General features: G+C 58.7%; 26 protein-coding genes. 24 read left to right on the top strand and 2 right to left on the bottom strand.

What is annotated here, in order from left to right; genetic code table 11:
* Position 1: 1 nt before the first annotated feature.
* The 5 genes from HA052_RS22670 to HA052_RS22650 all read left to right on the top strand — a co-directional run bounded on the left by HA052_RS22670 (position 2) and on the right by HA052_RS22650 (position 2,532).
* Positions 2-658, top strand: coding sequence for a phage tail protein (locus HA052_RS22670; RefSeq protein ID WP_166453704.1), 657 nt, complete (start codon positions 2-4; stop codon positions 656-658).
* Positions 659-666: 8 nt separating this feature from the next.
* Positions 667-1,254, top strand: a complete 588-nt coding sequence (locus HA052_RS22665) for a tail fiber assembly protein (protein WP_166453703.1) — start codon at positions 667-669, stop codon at positions 1,252-1,254.
* 35 nt (positions 1,255-1,289) lie between these two features.
* Positions 1,290-1,670: a putative holin gene (locus tag HA052_RS22660; protein WP_166453702.1), complete on the top strand. Its 381-nt coding sequence runs from the start codon at positions 1,290-1,292 to the stop codon at positions 1,668-1,670.
* Entirely contained in the window at positions 1,667-1,942 is a 276-nt protein-coding gene (locus HA052_RS22655; protein ID WP_166453701.1) for a phage holin family protein, read from the top strand. Before HA052_RS22660 ends, HA052_RS22655 begins: the two co-directional genes overlap by 4 nt.
* 68 nt (positions 1,943-2,010) lie before the next feature.
* Positions 2,011-2,532, top strand: a complete 522-nt coding sequence (locus tag HA052_RS22650) for an N-acetylmuramoyl-L-alanine amidase (protein WP_166453700.1) — start codon at positions 2,011-2,013, stop codon at positions 2,530-2,532.
* 513 nt (positions 2,533-3,045) lie between these two features.
* On the opposite strand, the gene HA052_RS22645 is transcribed toward HA052_RS22650, so the two are convergent.
* Together HA052_RS22645 and HA052_RS22640 are read right to left on the bottom strand one after the other, a co-directional pair.
* Positions 3,046-4,014 (bottom strand): DUF2971 domain-containing protein, encoded by a 969-nt coding sequence (locus HA052_RS22645; RefSeq protein ID WP_166453699.1) that lies wholly within the window; start codon positions 4,012-4,014, stop codon positions 3,046-3,048.
* Positions 4,015-4,024: 10 nt separating this feature from the next.
* Positions 4,025-4,837 carry a hypothetical protein gene (locus HA052_RS22640; protein ID WP_166453698.1) on the bottom strand — a complete coding sequence of 271 codons (813 nt, stop codon included), beginning with the start codon at positions 4,835-4,837 and terminating at the stop codon, positions 4,025-4,027.
* 148 nt (positions 4,838-4,985) lie between these two features.
* Between HA052_RS22640 and HA052_RS22635 the strand changes: the two genes are divergently transcribed.
* The 19 genes from HA052_RS22635 to HA052_RS22545 all read left to right on the top strand — a co-directional run bounded on the left by HA052_RS22635 (position 4,986) and on the right by HA052_RS22545 (position 20,143).
* Entirely contained in the window at positions 4,986-5,318 is a 333-nt protein-coding gene (locus HA052_RS22635) for a hypothetical protein (protein ID WP_166453697.1), read from the top strand.
* 126 nt (positions 5,319-5,444) lie between these two features.
* Positions 5,445-5,942 (top strand): low molecular weight protein-tyrosine-phosphatase, encoded by a 498-nt coding sequence (locus HA052_RS22630; RefSeq protein ID WP_277345143.1) that lies wholly within the window; start codon positions 5,445-5,447, stop codon positions 5,940-5,942.
* Positions 5,943-6,021: 79 nt separating this feature from the next.
* On the top strand, positions 6,022-6,720 hold the full coding sequence (locus HA052_RS22625) for a chemotaxis protein CheB (RefSeq protein WP_141111365.1): 699 nt from the start codon (positions 6,022-6,024) through the stop codon (positions 6,718-6,720).
* A gap of 22 nt (positions 6,721-6,742) precedes the next feature.
* Positions 6,743-8,119 (top strand): sigma-54-dependent transcriptional regulator, encoded by a 1,377-nt coding sequence (locus HA052_RS22620; RefSeq protein ID WP_166453696.1) that lies wholly within the window; start codon positions 6,743-6,745, stop codon positions 8,117-8,119.
* Positions 8,120-8,121: 2 nt separating this feature from the next.
* Positions 8,122-8,442: a flagellar hook-basal body complex protein FliE gene (gene fliE, locus HA052_RS22615; protein ID WP_019099998.1), complete on the top strand. Its 321-nt coding sequence runs from the start codon at positions 8,122-8,124 to the stop codon at positions 8,440-8,442.
* 101 nt (positions 8,443-8,543) lie between these two features.
* Positions 8,544-10,235 carry a flagellar basal-body MS-ring/collar protein FliF gene (gene fliF / locus HA052_RS22610; RefSeq protein WP_240937512.1) on the top strand — a complete coding sequence of 564 codons (1,692 nt, stop codon included), beginning with the start codon at positions 8,544-8,546 and terminating at the stop codon, positions 10,233-10,235.
* On the top strand, positions 10,228-11,226 hold the full coding sequence (gene fliG / locus HA052_RS22605; protein ID WP_081550729.1) for a flagellar motor switch protein FliG: 999 nt from the start codon (positions 10,228-10,230) through the stop codon (positions 11,224-11,226). Before fliF ends, fliG begins: the two co-directional genes overlap by 8 nt.
* Entirely contained in the window at positions 11,207-12,034 is an 828-nt protein-coding gene (locus HA052_RS22600; protein WP_166453694.1) for a flagellar assembly protein FliH, read from the top strand. Before fliG ends, HA052_RS22600 begins: the two co-directional genes overlap by 20 nt.
* Entirely contained in the window at positions 12,015-13,409 is a 1,395-nt protein-coding gene (gene fliI, locus HA052_RS22595; protein WP_166453693.1) for a flagellar protein export ATPase FliI, read from the top strand. Before HA052_RS22600 ends, fliI begins: the two co-directional genes overlap by 20 nt.
* 9 nt (positions 13,410-13,418) lie before the next feature.
* On the top strand, positions 13,419-13,868 hold the full coding sequence (gene fliJ, locus HA052_RS22590; protein WP_141111364.1) for a flagellar export protein FliJ: 450 nt from the start codon (positions 13,419-13,421) through the stop codon (positions 13,866-13,868).
* A 72-nt stretch (positions 13,869-13,940) separates the two neighbouring features.
* Positions 13,941-14,882, top strand: a complete 942-nt coding sequence (locus HA052_RS22585; RefSeq protein WP_166453692.1) for a flagellar hook-length control protein FliK — start codon at positions 13,941-13,943, stop codon at positions 14,880-14,882.
* 166 nt (positions 14,883-15,048) lie between these two features.
* Positions 15,049-15,510 (top strand): flagellar basal body-associated FliL family protein, encoded by a 462-nt coding sequence (locus HA052_RS22580; RefSeq protein WP_240937508.1) that lies wholly within the window; start codon positions 15,049-15,051, stop codon positions 15,508-15,510.
* 5 nt (positions 15,511-15,515) lie between these two features.
* Complete coding sequence (gene fliM / locus HA052_RS22575; RefSeq protein ID WP_081550719.1) at positions 15,516-16,520, top strand: flagellar motor switch protein FliM; 1,005 nt, start codon at positions 15,516-15,518, stop codon at positions 16,518-16,520.
* Between the two features lie 26 nt (positions 16,521-16,546).
* Positions 16,547-16,996 carry a flagellar motor switch protein FliN gene (gene fliN, locus HA052_RS22570; protein ID WP_166453725.1) on the top strand — a complete coding sequence of 150 codons (450 nt, stop codon included), beginning with the start codon at positions 16,547-16,549 and terminating at the stop codon, positions 16,994-16,996.
* Between the two features lie 11 nt (positions 16,997-17,007).
* A complete protein-coding gene (gene fliO, locus HA052_RS22565) occupies positions 17,008-17,460 on the top strand; it encodes a flagellar biosynthetic protein FliO (RefSeq protein ID WP_240937502.1) in 453 nt (150 codons plus the stop codon).
* Positions 17,457-18,203, top strand: a complete 747-nt coding sequence (gene fliP / locus HA052_RS22560) for a flagellar type III secretion system pore protein FliP (RefSeq protein WP_081550717.1) — start codon at positions 17,457-17,459, stop codon at positions 18,201-18,203. The genes fliO and fliP overlap by 4 nt, the downstream gene beginning before the upstream one ends.
* Before the next feature lie 71 nt (positions 18,204-18,274).
* Positions 18,275-18,544 carry a flagellar biosynthesis protein FliQ gene (gene fliQ, locus HA052_RS22555; RefSeq protein ID WP_019099986.1) on the top strand — a complete coding sequence of 90 codons (270 nt, stop codon included), beginning with the start codon at positions 18,275-18,277 and terminating at the stop codon, positions 18,542-18,544.
* Positions 18,544-19,320, top strand: coding sequence for a flagellar biosynthetic protein FliR (gene fliR / locus HA052_RS22550; protein WP_081550716.1), 777 nt, complete (start codon positions 18,544-18,546; stop codon positions 19,318-19,320). The genes fliQ and fliR overlap by 1 nt, the downstream gene beginning before the upstream one ends.
* Positions 19,321-19,417: 97 nt before the next feature.
* Positions 19,418-20,143 (top strand): YebC/PmpR family DNA-binding transcriptional regulator, encoded by a 726-nt coding sequence (locus tag HA052_RS22545; protein WP_081550715.1) that lies wholly within the window; start codon positions 19,418-19,420, stop codon positions 20,141-20,143.
* The last annotated feature ends 188 nt before the right edge of the window (positions 20,144-20,331 follow it).

Raw genomic sequence — 20,331 nt, 5'->3', positions numbered from 1 at the left:
TATGAAGCGAATTGATACTCCGCATTCAGTGCCGGATTTGAACGGTCCCGGCAAGCCGGGATTTGTAGATCTGAATGTGGCAACGGGGGTGCAGGGGACGGAGGTATCCGCCGCCTGGTTGAACATGCTGCAAGAGGAGTTGGCTGGGGCGGTTGAGGCGGCAGGGTTGGCGTTGAATGGTGCAGATAGTGGGCAGCTGCGACAAGCTATCCAGTTGCTGACAGTGCCGGCGGGGACTGTACAGTTTTTTGCAATGCAGGTTGCGCCTCGTGGCTGGCTAAGGGCAAATGGTGCAGCGGTTTCGCGCACAACGTACCCGGCGTTATTTGCTGCAATCGGCACCACGTTCGGGGTTGGTGATGGGGTGAGCACGTTTAATTTGCCCGACTTGAGCGGGCAGTTTGTTCGAGGTTGGACGGGCGCTGGGGCGCTTGATCCGGGGCGAGCTTTCGGGTCTGTTCAAAATGATCTCGTTAAGCTTACGGATATTTGGACGGCATATTGGCAGGGTGCAGCGGCTCCCCCTATTGGGAACTCGTTCCCTGTCGTTTCGAATCAGTCCTCGGCATCAAATGCAAGTTATCAAAATGCGCCTGCATCGCCAAATGCGGAAACGCGTCCGAAAAATATCGCCTTATTGGCGTGCGTGAAAGTTTAGGAAAAGAGATGGTTTTGCAGAAAACTGTTTATGCCTATCACCCTGAAACGGGCGAGTACATCGGACCAACTCTAGCGGACTTGTCCCCTTTGGATGAGGGGGAGGTGTGGCTGATTCCAGCCTATGCCACCGAATTGAAGCCGCCTGGTAAAGAGAAGCGAAAGGCGTCTGTTTTCCGTTTGGGGGAGTGGGCGGTGGTAGATGACTTTCGGGCTGTTCGCCTTTGGAGTAAAGGGGGGGCGTGCCAGGTGGTGGCACAAATTGGTGATACGCCGGAAAGCTTAGGTGCTACTGAGCTTGAGCCGCCGCCATTTGCGGTTTGGAGTGGTGATGGCTGGTTAGTGGATAGTAAGGCGGAGCAGGCGGCAAAGGCAGCGGCGGTTGATGCGGAGGCTGCTGCGCTTCGTGTAATTGCTGATGCTGCGGTAGTGCCGCTAGAGGATGCGCAAGAGTTGGAGATGGCCACGGCGGCAGAGCTTGAGGCCTTGCGAGGCTGGAAGCGCTACCGGGTTTTGCTCTCGCGCGTGGCCCAGCAATCAGGCTATCCGCAAAGCGTCGAATGGCCGGCAGTGCCGGCGGCAATCGAAAACAAATAGGGCCGGGAAACCGGCCTTAATCTTTTGGGGAATCTATGTCTGAACCTGTTTCGAGTGTTGGCGCAGTGGGCGGGGCTGTGGCCTTGTGGTTGGCATCTCTGCTGCCTTACTTCAGCGACGGTGTTGTATTCGCCGCGTTTGCCGGTGGCGCGGTGTTTGTAGTGGGGGTGCGCGATTGCAGCGTGGTCGAGCGCGTGACGTACCTTGTGGCCTCTGTTGCCGGCGGCACCTTCGGTGCGCATCTGACTGCGGGCATTATCGATGTCATCGTGGACGCGCTGACGCAACGCGATTTGACCGTCCCGGACACCGTGGGCGCGCTGGCGGCTGGCGCGTTTTCGGTCAAGCTGCTGCAGTTCGTAATTCAGCGCGCCGAGGCCGGGGCGCTGTCGGTGCCATTGGGGATGAAAAAATGACTGCATTCGCAGCTGTAAATGCCGTTATCTGCGGCGCGATCTGCTGGCGGCTGCTGATGTTCCGCCGCGACGGCGCGCGTCATCGCCCCTGGGCTTGCTGGCTCGCCTACGTGCTCATTGTGTCCAGCGCCTGGGCCGGCTTTGAGGGCGTAGTGGGGCGCGCACACGTTGGCCCGGCTGGGCTGGTAATCAACCTGTTTCTCTGTGTTGCGGTGTTCCGCTCGCGCGGCAATGTGTGCGACGTTCTGCGCCGGCCGCAGCCGTACCGCTGACCGTTTCATCCATCCATTCAATCCAAGCCCCGCAATGCGGGGCTTTGTCATTTCTAGAGGGTAACAACATGAAAATTCTCGTATCTGCTGGCCACAGCAACGTTGATCCCGGCGCAGTGGCAAACGGCTATCGTGAAGCCGATATCGCAGCCGAGTTCCGCACCTTAGTGGCGCACGAACTGCGCCAGGCCGGCGCGGACGTGCTGACCGATGGCGAAGGCAAAGACAACAAGCCGCTGTCCGAAGCGGTGAAACTGGCTGGAGGTGTCGGCCTGGCGGTGGAATTCCATTGCAACGCCGCGATCAACCCGCAAGCGTGCGGCGTTGAGTCCATCTCGCTGCCGGCGAAACGTGACGTCAGCGAGCGCATCAGCGCCGCAATAGCCGCGGTGCTGGGTAGTAAGTTGCGTGGTGAGCGCGGGTGGATAGATCAGAGCAAAACGCCGCGCGGGCGGCTGGCCTTCGTCAATGCCGGCGGCGTGATCGTGGAACTGTTTTTCATCAGCAACCCAGCGGAACTGGCGGCCTATCAAGCCAAAAAAATGGACTTGGCGCGGGCTGTAGCTGCTGTTATTACGGGGTGGCTGTGATGCTGTCGGGGCGAGTTTATGCCATAGGGGTTCTACTCTTGGTCGTCGTGTGGGGTGGGACGGTGTGGCGGGCGTATGGACATGGTCGGGAAGTCGAGCGGTTAAGGGGAACAGCTACAGCCGCTAAGGATGACGCGTGGCGGGCCCGGGGTGATCTTGAGGCCTATCGCGCGGAAGTCGTCCGCCTGAATAAGGCATCTATCGAAATTGAAGCGCGACTAGACCAGCTGCGCGATGCGAAACCAAAAGTAATAGAGAGGTATAACCGTGTTGTCGAAATGCATCCTTTGCCCGTTGATTGCCGTCCTGGTCCTGAGCGGCTGCGTGAACTCAATGCAGCCATCGAGGCAGCAAATGTTACCCTTGCCAGCCAACATAAAGCCTTGCCGGTCGCTGGAGCCAGTGACGATTGATAGCTGGGATGCTGTGGGGAAGGGCTATATCGCATTGGCGTTTCAGTATGGTGAGTGTGCAAGTAGGTAGGTAGAGAGGCCTCGGTAGTGCGGGGCCTTATCAGATTATTATCTTATATTCTGTTTTGCATAGTTTGGCATTTTTAATTTGAAGTTGTGGTAGTTGTTTTTGGACTCGTTTCATGTTTATTTCATTGATGTAGGATATTGTTGATTCGGATGCTTTTGCACCTATTATTACGCTTTTTAAAAAATTTTCGCCGAACTTTACAAATGAGCCGCTTAGTTTTCCAACAACTAATCGTAGTTCCTTTTCGTACTCCCAGGATTTTGCTTTTCTGAGAAGGGTTAGATTGAAGATTTCGGGTTTTGCTTCCGCTATCGGGTCGATTTTGGGTCTTGTGTCACTGTATATGGCGTCAAATATTAGATTTGAGAGGTGTAATTCTTCTGTGAGATCGAATTCTAGGCAGATGCCCTGGTGATTAAATGCGTAGTGTGACCACATTAAGATATTTGTTGCATCTGTGGTGAAACAAAATATTCCAACATCTTTCATGATTTCTCGGATGCTTTTAATGTTATTTTCAATAAAGGTCTCTTTGTTCTTGAGCGCCCAAATTAAGCGGGTTGCGGTTGCTTCTTTCAATTCGCGTCCGCTGAGTTGGTGTAGATTCTTGTATGCTCTTCTTAGGGCGGATTTTATTTCATTTGCGCTGGCATCTGTTTTGTAGCTTGGGTATACGTCAAAGGGGTCGTTGAACTGAGTGTGAGATGAAAGATAAAGCTCGTGATTAAGGAGTATACTTTCTAGCCATTTTTTTCTTTTTGATATTTCGTTGTTGTCTTCGAAGCATAGGGGTGATGTAAAGTACTTGTAGAGATTAATTGGTTTTGGAGGGGTGAGTTCAAGATATATCTGTATCTTTTGCTCTCTGGGTAGCGTGTTGAATTGGTCAATGGCTCTTTGGTCTTTTGGTGTTGGGGTTAAGGGGTCGCTTAGATCTGCAAGAAGGCTCTGTTGCATTTTGATTAAAGATTGAGTTGATGGTTTTATTAGTGGCCTCATTTTGCATTTCCTATGATTTTTTGAAAATATTTTTTAGTTTGTTTGGTTGAATGAGTGTCTGTGTGGAGCTGTATTCTTGGTAGTCAAAATAGTAGTTTGTGCTAAGGCTGCAACATTCTCTTAGTATGTTGATTGTGTTGTTTCTAAGTTTTCTGCTGGAGTCTTCGGTAATTTCAATGTCCCAAATGAAAGCAAAGGGAGTTTTGGTTTCCTCTGTGTTGATTTCGAGCTTTATTTTATATTTGCCGGGTGTCCAATAGAAGTCGTTGTTTAGGGCTGTGTGATAGTTGTTGAAGTGTTGGCTTACTTTTATGAATTCTAGAAGTTCGTTTTCGTAAAAATTAGAATCGCCTTGGGGGTTGTTTTTTTGAAGTATAAAATTCCTCCACTCCTCTTGTGTGTTTATTGTGTGATCTTGGAATTTTCTTTTGAAACCCTTGGATGCAAATGTGTTGTTGTAGTGTCTTGTGCTGCCAGAGGTAAGGGTGAAGCTGTCGGCGGCAAATAATTCTTCTCTGGGGTTTGTGTGGAATAGTTTGTTCGAACGTTGTGCAATCCATTGGAATTTTAATTTTGCGTCGTTTTCTATTTTGACGGTCTCCATATTTATTGAGCTAATAAAGACATCTTTCTTTAAGGTTCTTAGAACGCCTGTTATTGAAACTGTGTGTCCTAGCCCAGAAAAACCAATTTCAATGCTTCCTGTTGGGTTGATTTTTATTTCAGGTTGTCGAAAGTTTTTTTTGTAAAAGCTAATGACCCAAGGTTGTACGAGGGCGATTAGGGCGACAACCAATTGTCCGTCTATTTTTATGGGTTCCATTGTGAGGCTCTTTGGGTTTGATGTTTTGCCGAGTTGATAGGGTGTATTAATACTTCTTTTATTGTTGGTCTTCTGCTTGTGAGGTAACTTTGGTTTTTTTTGAGTGCTAACTATCTTTATTCTGTGTCTTGAGTTTTTGGGGCGCTTCATGGATGACTTGGGTCTGTTGCTGGACGCTGCTAGGCTTGCCTTGGATCATATCGAAAATAGTAAGAAAATGACAATTGCGCAGGCGTTGCGGTTGACTGCGCACTTCCGGCATACGCAAATTCCAGTGACTGATTTGTTTCCGTTTGACCCGGATCAGCTTGAAATGGCGGAGAAGCTGATTGTGTTCATGGGGGAGGTGAACAAGCTACTGTTGAGGTTTCGTTCCGTTGTGGATGGGGGGGTAAGGCTGTCGGAGGTGCCGCTACTACAAGCTGCCATCTCGGAAGCGTGGCGCGAGGCAAGAGATGGGAAAATCTATATATTTAGGTAAGAGCGGGGTGGGGGCGACAGGTTTGTGTCAACCTTTGCTTGTAAGTATTTGATATGTATGAGCGTGTTTTGCGGCTTTTCGCTCTTTTTTGCCTGGTAATCTTGTTGCGTTTTTGTTGGTAACTATATGAAAAACAATAGAAAAATTGATGTTCTATTCGTTTGCATGGGAAACATCTGCCGGTCGCCAACCGCGGAAGGGGTAATGCGAGCCAAGCTCAAGAGCGCGGGTCTGGAGGCGCGTATGCGAGTGGAGTCGGCAGGCACGCACGACTACCACGTCGGCGAAGCGCCGGATCGGCGCACCTGTCAGGCGGCGCTGCGCCGCGGCTACGACCTGTCCGATTTGCGGGCAAGGCAGGTGGAGGGGCGTGATTTCGAGCGTTTCGATTGGATTTTGGTCGCCGACCGGCAAAATTTGGCTTTGTTAAACGCCCAATGTCCGCCATCCTATCGCGGCAAGCTGCATTTGCTGCTGGAGCCGCTGCCCGGCGCCGCCCGCGACGTGCCCGATCCCTATTACGGCGGGGCTGGCGGTTTCGACATCGTGCTGGACCTGGTGGAAGCGGCTTGCGACGCCTGGCTGACCCGCATCGCGGATGCAGAGACGGAGCCGGCGCCATGAAGCCGTTTGACGTGGAAGCGCCGCGCGCGCGGGCTGTTTTTACAATAACCATAGAAAGCCAAGGACGCGTATGGGGCAGATGACGAGGGGAACCTCCGCCAAAAAGCCGCTGGACGTGGTGCCCAGTCATAATGCGGACATCATTTTGTCCAGGCAGGTCGGCAAAATGCCCTTGGCCAGCCAGGCGGTGATCGTCATCGGCTCTTCCACCGGCGGCACGGAGGCCTTGCGCACTTTGCTGACCGCGCTGCCGGTTTCGATGCCGCCCATTCTGATCACTCAGCACATGCCGGAAATGTTCACCCATTCCTTCGCCACGCGCTTAAACACTCTGTGCAAGTTGACGGTGAAGGAGGCGGAAGACAATGAACGACTGCAAAACGGCACCGTCTACATTGCGCCCGGCCACTCCCATCTGCTGATCAAGCCGGCGCCCACCATAGGCTACGCCATCGGCCTGCACGCCGGGCCGCCGGTCAACCGGCATCGGCCGTCGGTAGACGTGCTGTTCCGTTCCGCCGCCAATCTGGTGGGCAAGAACTGCATAGGCGTCATCCTGACCGGCATGGGGCGGGACGGCGCCAGCGGCATGCTGGAGCTCAAGCAGGCCGGCGCCTGGAACATAGCCCAGGACGAAGCCAGCTGCGTAGTGTTCGGCATGCCCAAGGAGGCCATCGCCATGGGCGGCGCGCACGAAGTGCTGGCCTTGGAGAGCATCGCCACGCGCTTGTCGGTGCTGGCCACGCAAAAGCAACATCAAGCCGGCGGATCGGCTTAATCCTCTGATAGAACAAGAAAACATGAAGTATCTCCCTATTCTGGTGGTGGAAGACGACGCCGATCTGCGCGAAGCCATCGTCGACACTTTGAGCTTGGCCGGCTATCCCACATTGGAGGCCGGCGACGGCGCCGCGGCCCTGGCCAAATTGAAAGAAGCGCCGGTGGGGTTGATCGTATCCGACGCCCAAATGGCACCGATGGACGGCTACACGCTGTTCGAGGAGGCGAAAAAGCGTTATCCCGGTATCCCCTTCATTTTGATGACTGCGTACGGCGTGATTGAAAGAGCGATTGAATTGCTGCGCGCGGGCGCCGCGCATTACCTGCTCAAGCCGTTTGAGCCGGCCAGTCTGATCGCCGAAGTGGAAAAGCACCTGCTGCGCATGCCTAGCGAAGCGAGCGGCGAAGTGGTGGCCGAGTCCGCCGCGATGCGGCAGTTGTTCGCGCTGGCCGGACGAGTGGCCGGCAGCGATGTCAGCGTAATGATTTCCGGCCCCAGCGGCGTGGGCAAGGAAGTGCTGGCGCGTTATATCCACCGGCACTCAAAGCGCCGCGAAGGGCCTTTCGTCGCGGTCAACTGCGCGGCCATCCCGGAAAACCTGTTGGAGTCCACCTTGTTCGGGCATGAGCGCGGCGCTTTCACCGGCGCGGCGCAGGCTTTGCCGGGCAAGTTCGAGCAGGCGCAGGGTGGTACCATTTTGCTGGACGAGGTCACCGAGATGCCTTTGTCGCTGCAGGCCAAGCTGCTGCGCGTGTTGCAGGAGCGGGAAGTGGAGCGCGTCGGCGGCACGCGAACCTTGAAGTTGGACATCCGCGTGCTGGCCACTTCCAACCGCGACCTGCAGGCCGCGGTGGACGCGGGTCAATTTCGCGAGGACCTGTATTTTCGCTTGAATGTGTTCCCGATGCGCATCCCCGCGCTGGCCGAGCGCCGCGACGATATTCTGCCTCTGGCACGAATCATGCTTAAAAAGTACGCAGAGGCCGCCGGAAGAGGCAATCTGATCCTGTCCGAGGATGCGGAACGTCATTTGACGGCCTATAGTTGGGAGGGTAACATCCGCGAACTGGAGAATGTGGTGCAGCGGGCGGTGATTCTTGCCGCCGGGGCGGAAATTTTTGCCGCCGATCTGCTGCTGGATCACGACTCCGTCGCGGCTCAGGTTACCCGGACAGCGTCTGAAAAAGACAATTCCGTGTCGGATGAAACCGACATGAAAACGCTAGAGAAACGCCATATTCTGGAAACCTTGACCGCGGTGGGCGGCGTCAAGAAGCTGGCCGCGGAAAAACTGGGCATCAGCGAGCGCACATTGCGCTATAAATTGCAGCGTTACCGCGATGAAGACGCGGCCGACGGATGTCAGGAGGTTCCAGATGGAAATGGCTTGGAGTAACCATGTCAGTGCCAAATATCGATCAACTGTTGGGCGAGCTGCGCACCGCCTCGGCCCTGGCCGCGGGCAAGCCCGCCGCTACGGCCCCGGAAGCGTCCCAGGTGGACTTCTCCGCTGTGCTAAAGTCCACCTTGGAGCAAGTGAACTCGGCGCAGCAGACTTCGCAGGAGATGCAGAAGCAATTTGAATTGGGTGACGAGGGGGTCAACCTGCAGGACGTGATGGTGTCGCTGCAGAAAGCCAGCCTGTCGTTCCAAACCATGGTTCAGGCGCGCAACAAGCTGGTCACCGCCTATCAGGAAATCATGAATACCCAAGTCTAGCGTTGCCGGACCCGACCAGCCGGCGGCGGTGGGCTCGAACCTAAAACCACTGTATGGCTGACCTGGCAGAAGAAAACGCTACGCCCGTTTGGCGAAGCCGCATGAATGAAGCGTCCGATCGCTTCAAAGCGCTTCCCAACAATAAAAAAGTCCTATTCCTCGCGGCGGTGGCCGCTATTTTCGCCGTCATCGTGGGCGCGGTGGTGTTGAACCGCACGCCCAGCTATAAAGTCCTGTTCTCCAATATTTCCGACCGCGACGGCGGCCAAGTGGCCGCTTCGCTGCAGCAGATGAACGTGCCGTACCAACTGGGCGAGGGCGGCACCATCTCCGTGCCCTCGGACAAGGTTTACGATGCGCGCTTGAAGCTGGCGGCGCAAGGCTTGCCCAAGGCCGGCGGCGTCGGTTTCGAACTGATGGACAATCAGAAGTTCGGCATCAGTCAGTTCGCCGAGCAGGTCAACTACCAGCGCGCGATCGAGGGCGAGCTGGCGCGTACCATTGAAGCGGTGGGCTCGGTGGAGAGCGCACGCGTTCATATCGCCACCCCTAAGCAAAGCGTATTCGTGCGCGAGCAGCAGCAGCCCACCGCTTCGGTGATGTTGACCCTGTTCCGCGGTCGCGTGCTTGACGCCGGGCAAATCGCCGGCATTCTGCACCTAGTGTCCAGCTCGGTGCCCAATCTGCCAGTCAAGAACGTCACTATCGTCGATCAGGACGGCAACCTCCTGTCCAAGCAAAGCGGCCCGGATGAGAACTCGGGCCTGGATCAGCGACAGTTGGGATACGTGCGCCAGGTCGAAGAGGGCTACGTCAAGCGCATCGAGGATATCCTGGAGCCCATTTTCGGTAAGGGCAACTCGCGCGCCCAGGTCACCGCCAGCGTCGATTTCGCCGAGGTGGAGCAGACCTCGGAAACCTTCAAGCCCAATTCCAGCCCCAATCCGTCTTCTACCCGCAGCCAGCAGATCAGCGAAAAGTTGAACAACGGCGCGGCGCTGCCGTCTGGGGTGCCGGGGGCCTTGTCCAATCAGCCGCCGTCGGCCGCTTCCGCGCCGATCACGCTGCCGCCGGGCGCCGCGCCCGGCACGGCCACGCTGTCCGGCCAGACCATGGGCGCGTCGGGTACGCTGCAGCGCGACATCACCACCAATTACGAAGTCGATAAAACCATCCAGCACACCAAGATGCCGCAGGGCGGCGTCAAGCGTCTGTCCGCCGCCGTGGTGGTCAACTACCGGCGCATGCCGGACAAGAACGGCGAGATGAAACCGACGCCGCTGACCCCGCAGGAGGTTCAGCAGATCAATAATCTGGTCAAAGAGGCGATGGGCTTCAACACCCAGCGCGGCGACACCCTGAACGTGGTCAACGCCGCCTTCGCCGACGCCGAAGTGCCGGCGACGCTGCAGGAGAAAGTCACCGACTATGTGACCAGCAACGGCTCCAGCCTGATCAAGTACGGCCTACTGACCATCGCCGTGCTCTATCTGCTGTTCGGCGTGGTGCGTCCCATCATGCGCGACTTGGTCAAGCCGCCGGCGCCGGCCAAGGGCAGCGAAGAAGAGGCCGCGGCGCAGGCCGCCGCGGGCGGTCGCCTGCTGGGCGTCGCCGGAGAAGAGGGCGAAGAAGGCGCGGCCGGTCACGCCGGCGGCGGCGCGGGCGGAGGCGATCCGCGCGAAGCGCAGATGCGGCAATACACCACCAATCTGGAAGCCGTGCGTGAAATGGTGAAATCCGATCCGCGCATGGCCGCTCAGATCATCAAGGAATGGATAAGCGCCGATGAGTGAGAACGGAGTGCGCAAGAGCGCGGTGTTGCTGTTCAGCCTGGGGCAGGCGGAAGCCGTCGAGGTGTTCAAATACCTCGGCCCCAAGGAAGTGCAGAAGATTTCGCTGGCGATGGCGGCGATCAATAACCTGAGCTACGAGCAGATTGACACCGTGGTCAGCGAATTCAAGGGCGAGTGCGCGGCGCGCGCCAGCATCGGCGCGTCCGACGAATACTTGCGCAATGTGCTGATCGAGGCGTTGGGCCCGGACAAGGCGGCCAACCTGCTGGACAAGATCATGCAGGGCAACGACCACAGCGGCATCGAAAGCCTGAAGTGGATGGATCCTTCTTCCGCCGCCGACTTGATCCGCAACGAACACCCGCAGATCATCGCCACCATTCTGGTGCATCTGGAACCGGACCTGTCCAGCTCCATCCTGTCCTATTTCCCGGAGCGGATGCGCAACGAGGTGCTGATCCGCACCGCCACGCTGGAGGGCGTTCAGCCGCAGGCGTTGCGAGAATTGAACGATGTGTTGACCCAGCTCTTGTCCGGCTCCGACCGCATCAAGAAGAGCGCGGCCGGCGGCATTGGCCTGACCGCGGAAATCCTCAACTTCATGGGGTCCAACGTAGAGGCCGCCGCGCTCAACTATATCCGCGAGTACGATCCGGAACTGGCGCAGCGCATTCAGGACAAGATGTTCGTGTTCGAGAACATACTGGAAATCGACGACCGGTCGATCCAGACCATTTTGCGCGAAGTGCAATCCGATTCCCTGGTTATCGCGCTCAAGGGCACCAGCGCCGAGCTCAAGGACAAGATTTTCCGCAATATGTCTCAGCGCGCGGCGGAAATGCTGCGAGACGATCTGGAGTCCAAGGGACCGGTCAAGCTGTCCGAAGTGGAGGCCGAGCAGAAGGAGATCCTCAAGGTGGTGCGCAAGCTCGCCGACGACGGCCAGATCGTGCTAGGCAGCAAGGGCGGTGATGAAGGTCTCGTCGAGTAATCCCATCATTCCGGGCGAAGAGCTGGAGGGTTGGAGCGCTTGGAGCCCCAACGCGCTGGACGGCCTGACTCAGAAGCTGACGCCGGTGCAACTGATGGAGCTGGCGCAGCAGCGCCGCCGCCAACAGGAGCAGGCGCAAGCCGAGTCCGCCGTCGAGCCGGTTTCGACCGGGGTCGAGGAAGATGCTGGAGCAGCCGAAGGCGAGCGCGCGGTTAGCGGCTATCCCACCGCGGCCGAGCTGGAGGCCATTCATCAGGAAGCCTGGCAGTCCGGCCATGAGGCAGGGCAGGAAGCCGGCCGCGCGGCCGGTTATCAAGAAGGTTTGACCGCGGGGCGAGAGCAGGGCCTGGCCGAGGTGCGCGTCGAGCAGGAGGCCCGCTTCGCCTCGGCCTGGCAGCCCTTGCAACAGTTGGCGGAAGGGCTGGCACAACAGATTTCCCGTTTTGAAACCGAATTGTCCGCGGATTGGCTGGCGTTGGCGTTGGAGCTCGCCGGCCAACTGAGCCATGGATTGGCGCGGCAGAACCCTTTGCTGATTCAGGAGTTGCTGCGCGAGGCGCTGGAGGACTTGCCGGCCACGCTGGCGCAGGCGCGTTTGCGTTTGAACCCGGCAGATCTGGAGGTGGCGCGGGAGTTTCTGGCCCAGGAAACGCCGGAAACCCAGTGGCAATGGATAGAAGACCCCGAGGTGGAGCGCGGCGGCTGCGTGATAGACACCGCGGCGCTGCGGCTGGATCTGACCATGAGCACCCGTATCGCCGCCATGCGCAAAGCGCTGGGAATGGACGATGAGCCAGCAGCTGATTGAGCGTCAACGCGCATGGCTGCGCGACTGCGCGGACAGCGCGCGCGCCGCCAAGCTGTGGCAGCCCTGCGGCAAGCTGGTTCGCGTTACCGGCATGGTGATGGAGGCTGTGGGCCTCAAGCTGCCGGTGGGCAGCGCTTGTCAGGTGGCCTTGGCGGACAAGAGGCTTGTAGAGGCCGAGGTGGTGGGATTTTCCGGCGACAAAGTGTTCCTGATGCCATTGAGCAATGTCCACGGTCTGCTGCCCGGCACGCCGGTGATGCCGTTGACGCCGCGACACCCGCCGCAATTCGGCAAGACCCAAGCCCAGGCCGCCGCCGACGGCGCGTCCGGCCGCATGGTGCCGGTAGGGCTCAGCCTGCTGGGCCGGGTGTTGGACTCGCTGGGGCGGCCGTTGGACGGCAAAGGCCCCATCCATCCGGATGCCTGGTTTCCTCTGCATAGCCAACCAATGAACCCGCTGGACCGATCGCCGGTGCGCGATGTGCTGGATGTCGGCGTGCGGGCCATCAACGGTCTGTTGACGGTGGGGCGTGGTCAGCGTCTGGGCCTGTTCGCCGGCTCGGGCGTGGGCAAATCGGTGTTGCTGGGCATGATGGCTCGCTTCACCAAGGCCGACGTGGTGGTGGTGGGCTTGGTTGGCGAGCGCGGTCGAGAAGTTAAGGACTTCATCGAAAACATCCTCGGCGACGAAGGCATCGCTCGCTCGGTGGTGGTCGCCGCGCCGGCGGACATGCCGCCGCTGATGCGCTTGCACGGGGCGGCCTACGCCACCGCGCTGGCTGAATACTTTCGCGCCCAAGGCCTGGACGTGTTGCTGTTGATGGATTCGGTGACCCGCTATGCGATGGCGCAGCGCGAGATCGCGCTGGCCATCGGCGAGCCACCGGTGACCAAGGGCTATCCGCCGTCGGTGTTCGCGCGCCTGCCTCAGTTGATCGAGCGGGCGGGCAACGCCGCCGAGGGCGGTGGTTCCATCACCGGCTTTTATACGGTGCTGTCTGAGGGCGACGATCAGCAGGATCCGATCGCCGATTCCGCGCGCGCCATTCTGGACGGCCACTTTGTGCTGTCGCGCGAACTGGCCGAGTCCGGCCACTATCCTGCTATCGACATCGAGCAATCCATCAGCCGGGTCATGGTGGACGTGGTGCCTCAAGCGCAGATGGCCCTGGCCCGGCAATTCAAGCAGCTGTATTCCCGCTATCAACGCAACCGCGACCTGATCAGCGTCGGCGCCTACGTGCCGGGTTCGGATCCGGTGCTGGACGACGCGATGCGGCGCCAACTGCCCATGGTCGGTTTTCTGACCCAGCCGATGCATGAGTCGCAGGATTTCTCTTCCAGCTGCGAACAATTGCAGGGCGTGTTGTCCTGAGGTTGAGCCGTGGCGGAAAGCAAATACCTGTTGTTGATTCGTTTGGCCGAGGACAAGCAGAAAGCGGCCGCCGAGCGCATGCGGCTGGCGCAAAGCCGGTTGGCGGAGGCCCGTTCGCGCCAAGAGCAGCTGGACGCTTTTCGCGGCGAGTACCGGCAACGGCTGACCAGCCGCGGCGCGCAGGGCATCAGCGCTTTGCAATATCAGGATTTCCAGCGTTTTCTCGCTCGCCTGGACGAGGCCATGGTGCAGCAGCAGGGCGATGTGGAGCGTTGTACTCAGCGATTCTTGCTGGAGCGTCAGGCCTGGCAGCATGAGTATAAGAAGCTCAAGGCCTATGAAAAGCTGTTGCAGCGCGAGCAAGAGCGCGCCGCCGTGCGCGAGGCGCGGGTGCAGCAGAAGACCAGCGATGAATTCGCCACCCGGCGGTTTTGGGACAAAACCCACGGGGAGGAGTAGGAGTCAGCCCAAGATTCGCGCTTGGCACGCTAGTTGCTTTATTGCTTGCGTCTTACTTGTAGAGAGTCGGCCATGACGACACCTGTGAACGCAGCCGCGGCCAATCCGGTCAGCGGCAAAGCCAATATGCCGGGAGGCAATTTGGCGACTGCCGGCGACTCCGGCGCCGGCGATCTGTTCGCTAGCCTGCTGGGGCTGCAGATGAGCACTTTGGGCAGCTCCTTTTTGTCGGGCGCCAACGGCGAACCGCTGGCGGAGGCCGGCCTGGACAAGGAGAAGCCGGCCAAAAGCGAGGATGGCCAGACTCCGGCAACGCCGTTGCCCGGAATGTCGCTAATGGGCGCCGCGCAGTTGCCCGTTCAGCAGCAGGCGGCGAACTCGCCGCGGGCCAACAGCGATTTGCCTACCGGCGCCAAGCCCGTCGAACTCAAGCCCGACATCGCGGCGGCGCTGCCCGCTGCGTTAGCCAAAGCCCGCAATCTGTCGCTGCCGGCGCAGCAAAATTTGCCGGAGGACGGCAAGGTATTGCCGCAGTTTTTGCCGCTTCAGGGGCATGAGCAGTTGACGGCCAGGCCGGCCGCGCCCACGCCGGTGTTCACCGTGCAGCAGCCGCTGTCCGATCCCAACTGGGCCAAGGCCATGAGCGAGCAGGTGATGGGCATGGTCAGCCTCAAGGCCGACAAGGCGCAGATTCAGCTGAACCCGCCGCAATTGGGGCCGATCGAGGTGACGCTGAAGATGAACGGCAACGATCAGGCGCAGGTGTTGTTCGCCGCGGCGGTGCCTGCCACGCGCGAGGCGCTGGAAAACAATATGCATCGTCTGTCTTCCATGCTGGCGGCCGGCGGCATTCAGCTAACCGACGCGCAGGTGTCCAGCGGACAATCCGGACAGCAACAGCAGGCGTTTCAGCGCGGACAATCGCAGCGCCAGAAAGAGAGCGCCGAGCCCGAGCCGATGGATGCATTGAGCAGCATCAAGGCGGCTCGCGGCATTCTCAGCATTTTCGCCTGATCATTTGTGATAATCTCCCCTGTTCAATTTGCATCTAAAATTAGAAAATATAGTGAAGAAATCGTTTAAGATTTCACTATGAACACCCAGTGAACAGGGCAGGTATATGGCAGAAGATAAAAAAGCGGAAAAAGCAGAGAAAAAAGCTGGGGGCGGCGGCAAATTAATGCTGATCGTCATTGTATTGCTGGTGTTGGTGTTGGCCGCGGTGGGGGGCTTGGCCGCCTATATGTTCACCAATATGAATAAGCCGGCGGCGGCCGGCGAACACGCCGAGCAGACCAAGGAAAAACCCAAGAAGAAAAAAGAAGGTCCGCCGATCTTCGAAAAGCTGGACACTTTCGTGGTGAATCTGGCCGGCAACGACGGCTCCTTGCTGCAGGTGGACATGCAGGCGGAGTTGGCCGACGAGGAAGCCAAAAAGAAATTCACCGATTACGCGCCTAAGATTCGCAGCGCGCTGATCTTGCTGCTGTCGTCCAAGTCCGCGGCGGAGTTGGCCACGCCTGACGGCAAGGTGCGGCTGAAGGCCCAGGTCAAGCAGATCATCAATGAGTCGATGGACGCCGGCGAGGAGCAGCCGGTGGAAAGCGTGCTCTTCACTTCCTTCATCATCCAGAAGCAGTAAGCGGCATGGGCGACGATATTCTTTCCCAGGAAGAGGTAGATGCCCTACTCAGGGGCGTCTCCGGGGAGGATGAGGATGACGGCGGCGGCGGCGACGCGCAAGGCGTCCGCGGTTACGACATCGGCCGGCAAGAGCGTATTGTGCGCGGCCGGATGCCGACGCTGGAAATCATCAACGAGCGTTTCGCGCGCAATCTGCGCATCGGTCTATTCAACTTCATCCGCCGCAACGCGGAAATTTCGGTTGGACCGGTGCGGGTGCAAAAGTACAGCGAGTTCATCCGCAATCTGGTGGTGCCCACCAACCTTAACCTGGTGCATGTCAAGCCCTTGCGCGGCACTGGGCTGCTGATTTTCGACCCGGACTTGGTATTTCTGATCGTCGACAACTTGTTTGGCAGCGATGGGCGCTACCATGTGCGGGTGGAAGGCCGCGACTTCACTCCCACCGAGCAGCGCATCATCCGCCGTTTGCTGGATGTGGTGTTCGTCGAGTGTCAGAAAGCCTGGGAGCCGGTGCATCCCATCGAGTTCGTCTATCTGCGCTCCGAAATGAACACTCAGTTCGCCAATATCGCCACGCCCACCGAGGTGGTGGTGGCGATGACTTTCCATATCGAGCTGGGCGCCGGCGGCGGCGATTTCCATATTTGTCTGCCGTATTCGATGGTGGAGCCTATCCGCGACGTGCTGTCCAGCACCATGCAGGCGGACCGCACTGAAGTAGACAACCGCTGGGTCAACCTGATGACGCATCAGGTGCAGGCGGCGGAAGTGGAATTGGTGGCGACCTTGGGCAAGACCAAGGTGACTTTGGGCCAGATTTTGAATTTGAAGAACGGCGACGTAGTGATGCTGGAGATTCCGGAGCGGGTGGAGGCCGACGTGTCGGGCATTCCGGTGTTCGAAGCCAGTTACGGCACCGTGCAGGGGCGCTATGCGTTGAAGGTGGAGCAAGTGTTGGCCGGCGCAAATGATTTTCACGAGCCTCTGGGGGAGAAAGAGCAATGAGCGAAGAAGAATTGCAAGCCGCGCAGATGGAGGCCGAAGCGGCCGCCGAAGCGGCAGCCGCGGCCGGCGGAGCCGGCGGCGAGGAGGAAGTGTCGATGGACGACTGGGCCGCTGCGATGGCCGAGCAAGATGTGGTGGATTCCGCTCCAGAGCCGGTGCCGGCCCAAAACCTGTTCCAAGAACTGGGCGCGAGCACATCCGGCGCGGGCGTGCCGCAGAATCTGGACATGATTCTGGACATCCCGGTGCAATTGACCGTGGAGTTGGGCCGAACCAAGATCGCCATCCGCAACTTGCTGCAATTGGCGCAGGGCTCGGTGGTGGAACTGGACGGTATGGCGGGGGAGCCGATGGACGTGCTGGTCAACGGTTGTCTGATCGCCCAAGGCGAAGTGGTGGTGGTCAACGACAAGTTCGGTATTCGCCTGACCGATATCATCACGCCCGCGGAACGCATTCGCCGTTTGCAAAAATGACGAGGTCAGCCATGTTTGCGATGACGCGCCGTGCTGTGCAGGGCGCTTTTTATTTGGCGGCGTCCGGTCTGACCGCCGCGGCCACCGCCGCGCCGTCTCCGGCGGCCGCGCCGTCGCCGTTCATGAGTTTGTTGCAGGTCTTGTTCGGCCTGGCGGTGGTGCTGGGCGCCATCGTCGGCATGGCCTGGCTGTTCAAACGGCTTTCCGGCGGCATGCTGGGCGCGGCCAACCGCCTGAAGGTGGTCAGCGGCACCATGGTGGGGCCCAAGGAGCGCGTGGTGATCGTGGAGCTGGAGGGAGAGTGGCTGGTGCTGGGCGTGACGCCGCAGCAAGTCAATCTGCTAAGCAAGCTGCCGCGCCCGGAAGGCGCGGAAATCGAGGCGGCGCCGGCGGCGGAGCCGTTCGCGCGCTGGTTGAAGGCGGCGATGGACAAGAGCCGCAACGGCAAGGCGGGGCCGCGATGAGGCCTTGTTTCCGATACGGCGCGCTGGTTTTGTTGGCTGCGCCCTTGATCGCGGACGCGGCCGGCGGTTTGCCCTTGATGAGCAGCACGCCGGCGGCCGGCGGCGGGCAGAATTATTCGCTCAGCCTGCAGATGCTGCTGTTCATGACCGGGCTGACCTTCATCCCGGCGATGATGCTGATGATGACGGCCTTCACTCGCATCATCATCGTGATGTCGCTGCTGCGGCAGGCGATGGGTACTATGCAGTCGCCGCCCAACCAGGTGATCGTCGGTTTGTCGCTGTTCCTGACTCTGTTCGTGATGGGGCCGACTTTCGACCAAGTTTACGCCAAAGCCTGGGTGCCGTTCTCCGACGACAAGATCACGTTGCAACAGGCGGTGGACGAGGCCAGCAAGCCGATGAAGGCCTTCATGCTGCGCCAAACCCGGGAGAAGGACCTGGCCTTCTTCATCGAGATTTCCCAATCGGAAAAGCCGCAGACCAAGGCCGACGTGTCGATGAAGACCCTGGTGCCGGCTTATGTGATCAGCGAGTTGAAAACCGCGTTCCAGATCGGCTTCATGGTGTTTATTCCCTTTTTGATCATCGATCTGGTGGTGGCCAGCATCCTGATGGCGATGGGTATGATGATGGTGTCTCCGGTGACCATCTCGCTGCCGTTCAAGTTGATGTTGTTCGTGCTGGTGGATGGCTGGACCTTGTTGATGGGTTCGCTGGTGCAGAGCTTCTATACTGGCTGAGGCGGCATGATGGTTTGTGACTGGAAACATCGCCGGGCGCTGCCCGGCGTTTTAGGCGAGGAGCGGGTGACATGAGTCCGGAGCTGATCATCAATATCGTGCAGAACGCGCTGTACATCCTGATCATCGTCGCGGCACCGGTATTGCTGGTGTCGCTGCTGGTGGGTTTGTTAGTCAGCGTGCTGCAGGCGGCGACCCAGATCAACGAGATGACGCTGACCTTCATTCCCAAGCTGCTGGCGATGTTTCTGGTGCTGGTGCTGGCCGGGCCGTGGATGTTGAACACGCTGATTGAGTACACCACGCGGCTGTTCCAGAGCATTCCGCACGTGATCGGCTGATGCTGAGCATTTCCGACGCGCAGATCAACGCGCTGGTGGCCATGTTCGTCTGGCCGTTCGCACGCATCGTCGGCCTGCTGTTGGTGGAGCCGGTGTTCGCCTATCGCGGCGTGCCGCGCCGTTTCAAGGCCGGCTTCGCGCTGATCCTCACCGTGATGCTGGCGCCCTTGCTGCCGCCGCTGCCCGCGGTGCCGCTGGTGTCGGCCGAGGGTATCGCCATCCTGTTGCAGCAGTTGTTGATCGGTTTGGCGATGGGCTTCGTCATGCGCATCGTGATTTCCGCGGTGGAAGTGGCGGGCTTCATCATGGGCTCGCAAACCGGCCTGGGTTTCGCCATGTTCTTCGACCCGATGCACTCGGCTCAAGTGCCGGTGGTGTCGCAGCTGTTGACCCTGTTCACCTTTCTATTGTTTCTGGCCTTCGACGGCCACCAGGTGGTGTTGTCCACCCTGGTGGAAAGCTATCGGGTGCTGCCGATAGGCATGAGCATGCCGGATCAGGGCATCAAGTCGCTCGCCTTGTGGGGCGGCCATCTGATCGAATGGGGCGTCTGGCTGGCCATGCCGGTGATCGCGGCTTTGCTGATCACCAACCTCGCTATCGGGGTGATGACCCGCGCCGCGCCGCAGTTCAACATCTTCACGTTCGGTTTTCCGCTGACCCTGATGATAGGTTTCATCAGCATCTACCTGACCTTGCCGATGATGATGCCGGTGCTGGAGCAGATGTATCGCGCCGGTTTCGAGATGATGCTGGCCATGCTCAAGGCCAAGTAGGCGACCGCCATTCCTGTCCAGATTCAAGTTCTGCTAAAATAGGCGCCAATTTTGACTGAAGGGTCCGCAGTGGACCGGACAACAGACAGAGGCAACTATGGCAGGTCACAGTAAATGGGCTAACATCCAGCACCGCAAAGGTCGTCAGGATGCCAAACGTGGCAAGATCTTTACCCGCTTGATCAAGGAAATCACCGTTGCGGCCAAGATGGGCGGCGGGGACACCAATATGAACCCGCGCTTGCGCCTGGCTGTGGACAAAGCCAAGGCCGAGTCCATGCCCAAGGACAATATCGATAACGCGATCAAGCGCGGCACCGGCCAGCTGGAGGGCGTCGATTACGTTGAGTGTCGCTACGAGGGTTACGGCATAGGCGGCGCGGCGGTGATGGTGGACTGCCTGACCGACAACAAGACCCGCACCGTGGCCGACGTGCGCCACGCCTTCTCCAAGTACGGCGGCAATATGGGCACCGACGGCTGCGTGTCCTTCCAGTTCAGCCATTGCGGCTACTTGGTGTTCGCGCCGGGCGTGGATGAGGACGCCTTGATGGAGGCCGCGCTGGAAAGCGGGGCGGAGGATGTGGTCGCCAACGACGACGGCTCCATCGAAGTGATCACCGGTCCGTACGAATTCTCCGACGTCAAGGAGGCGCTGGAAGCTAAGGGCTTCAAAGCGGAAATGGGCGAAGTGACGATGAAGCCGCAGAACGAGACCGAGTTGTCCGGCGACGACGCCGCGCGCATGCAAAAACTGCTGGACGCGCTGGAAGATCTGGACGATGTGCAAGATGTTTACACCTCCGCGGTGTTGGACGAGTAAGACGCGGACGCGGGTAGGCCACATGCCCCGCGGCGGCAGGAAAAAGAAAGCTCCCCTCAAGGGTAATGCCGTTCACTTAGCGGATCGAACTTGTTTGATCGGGTAACGGGACGGCTGCTTTTTCACAACGCGAGGGCATTCACGCCCTCGCCGTTGTTTCGAAAGTAGCAATTCACCCAAGCGCTCGC

The organism is Chromobacterium fluminis, from assembly GCF_011602385.1.
In the GTDB taxonomy this organism is placed as follows: domain Bacteria; phylum Pseudomonadota; class Gammaproteobacteria; order Burkholderiales; family Chromobacteriaceae; genus Chromobacterium; species Chromobacterium fluminis.
Note: the sequence above shows the minus strand (reverse complement) of the source record. Positions and strands in the feature narration are given on the sequence as shown.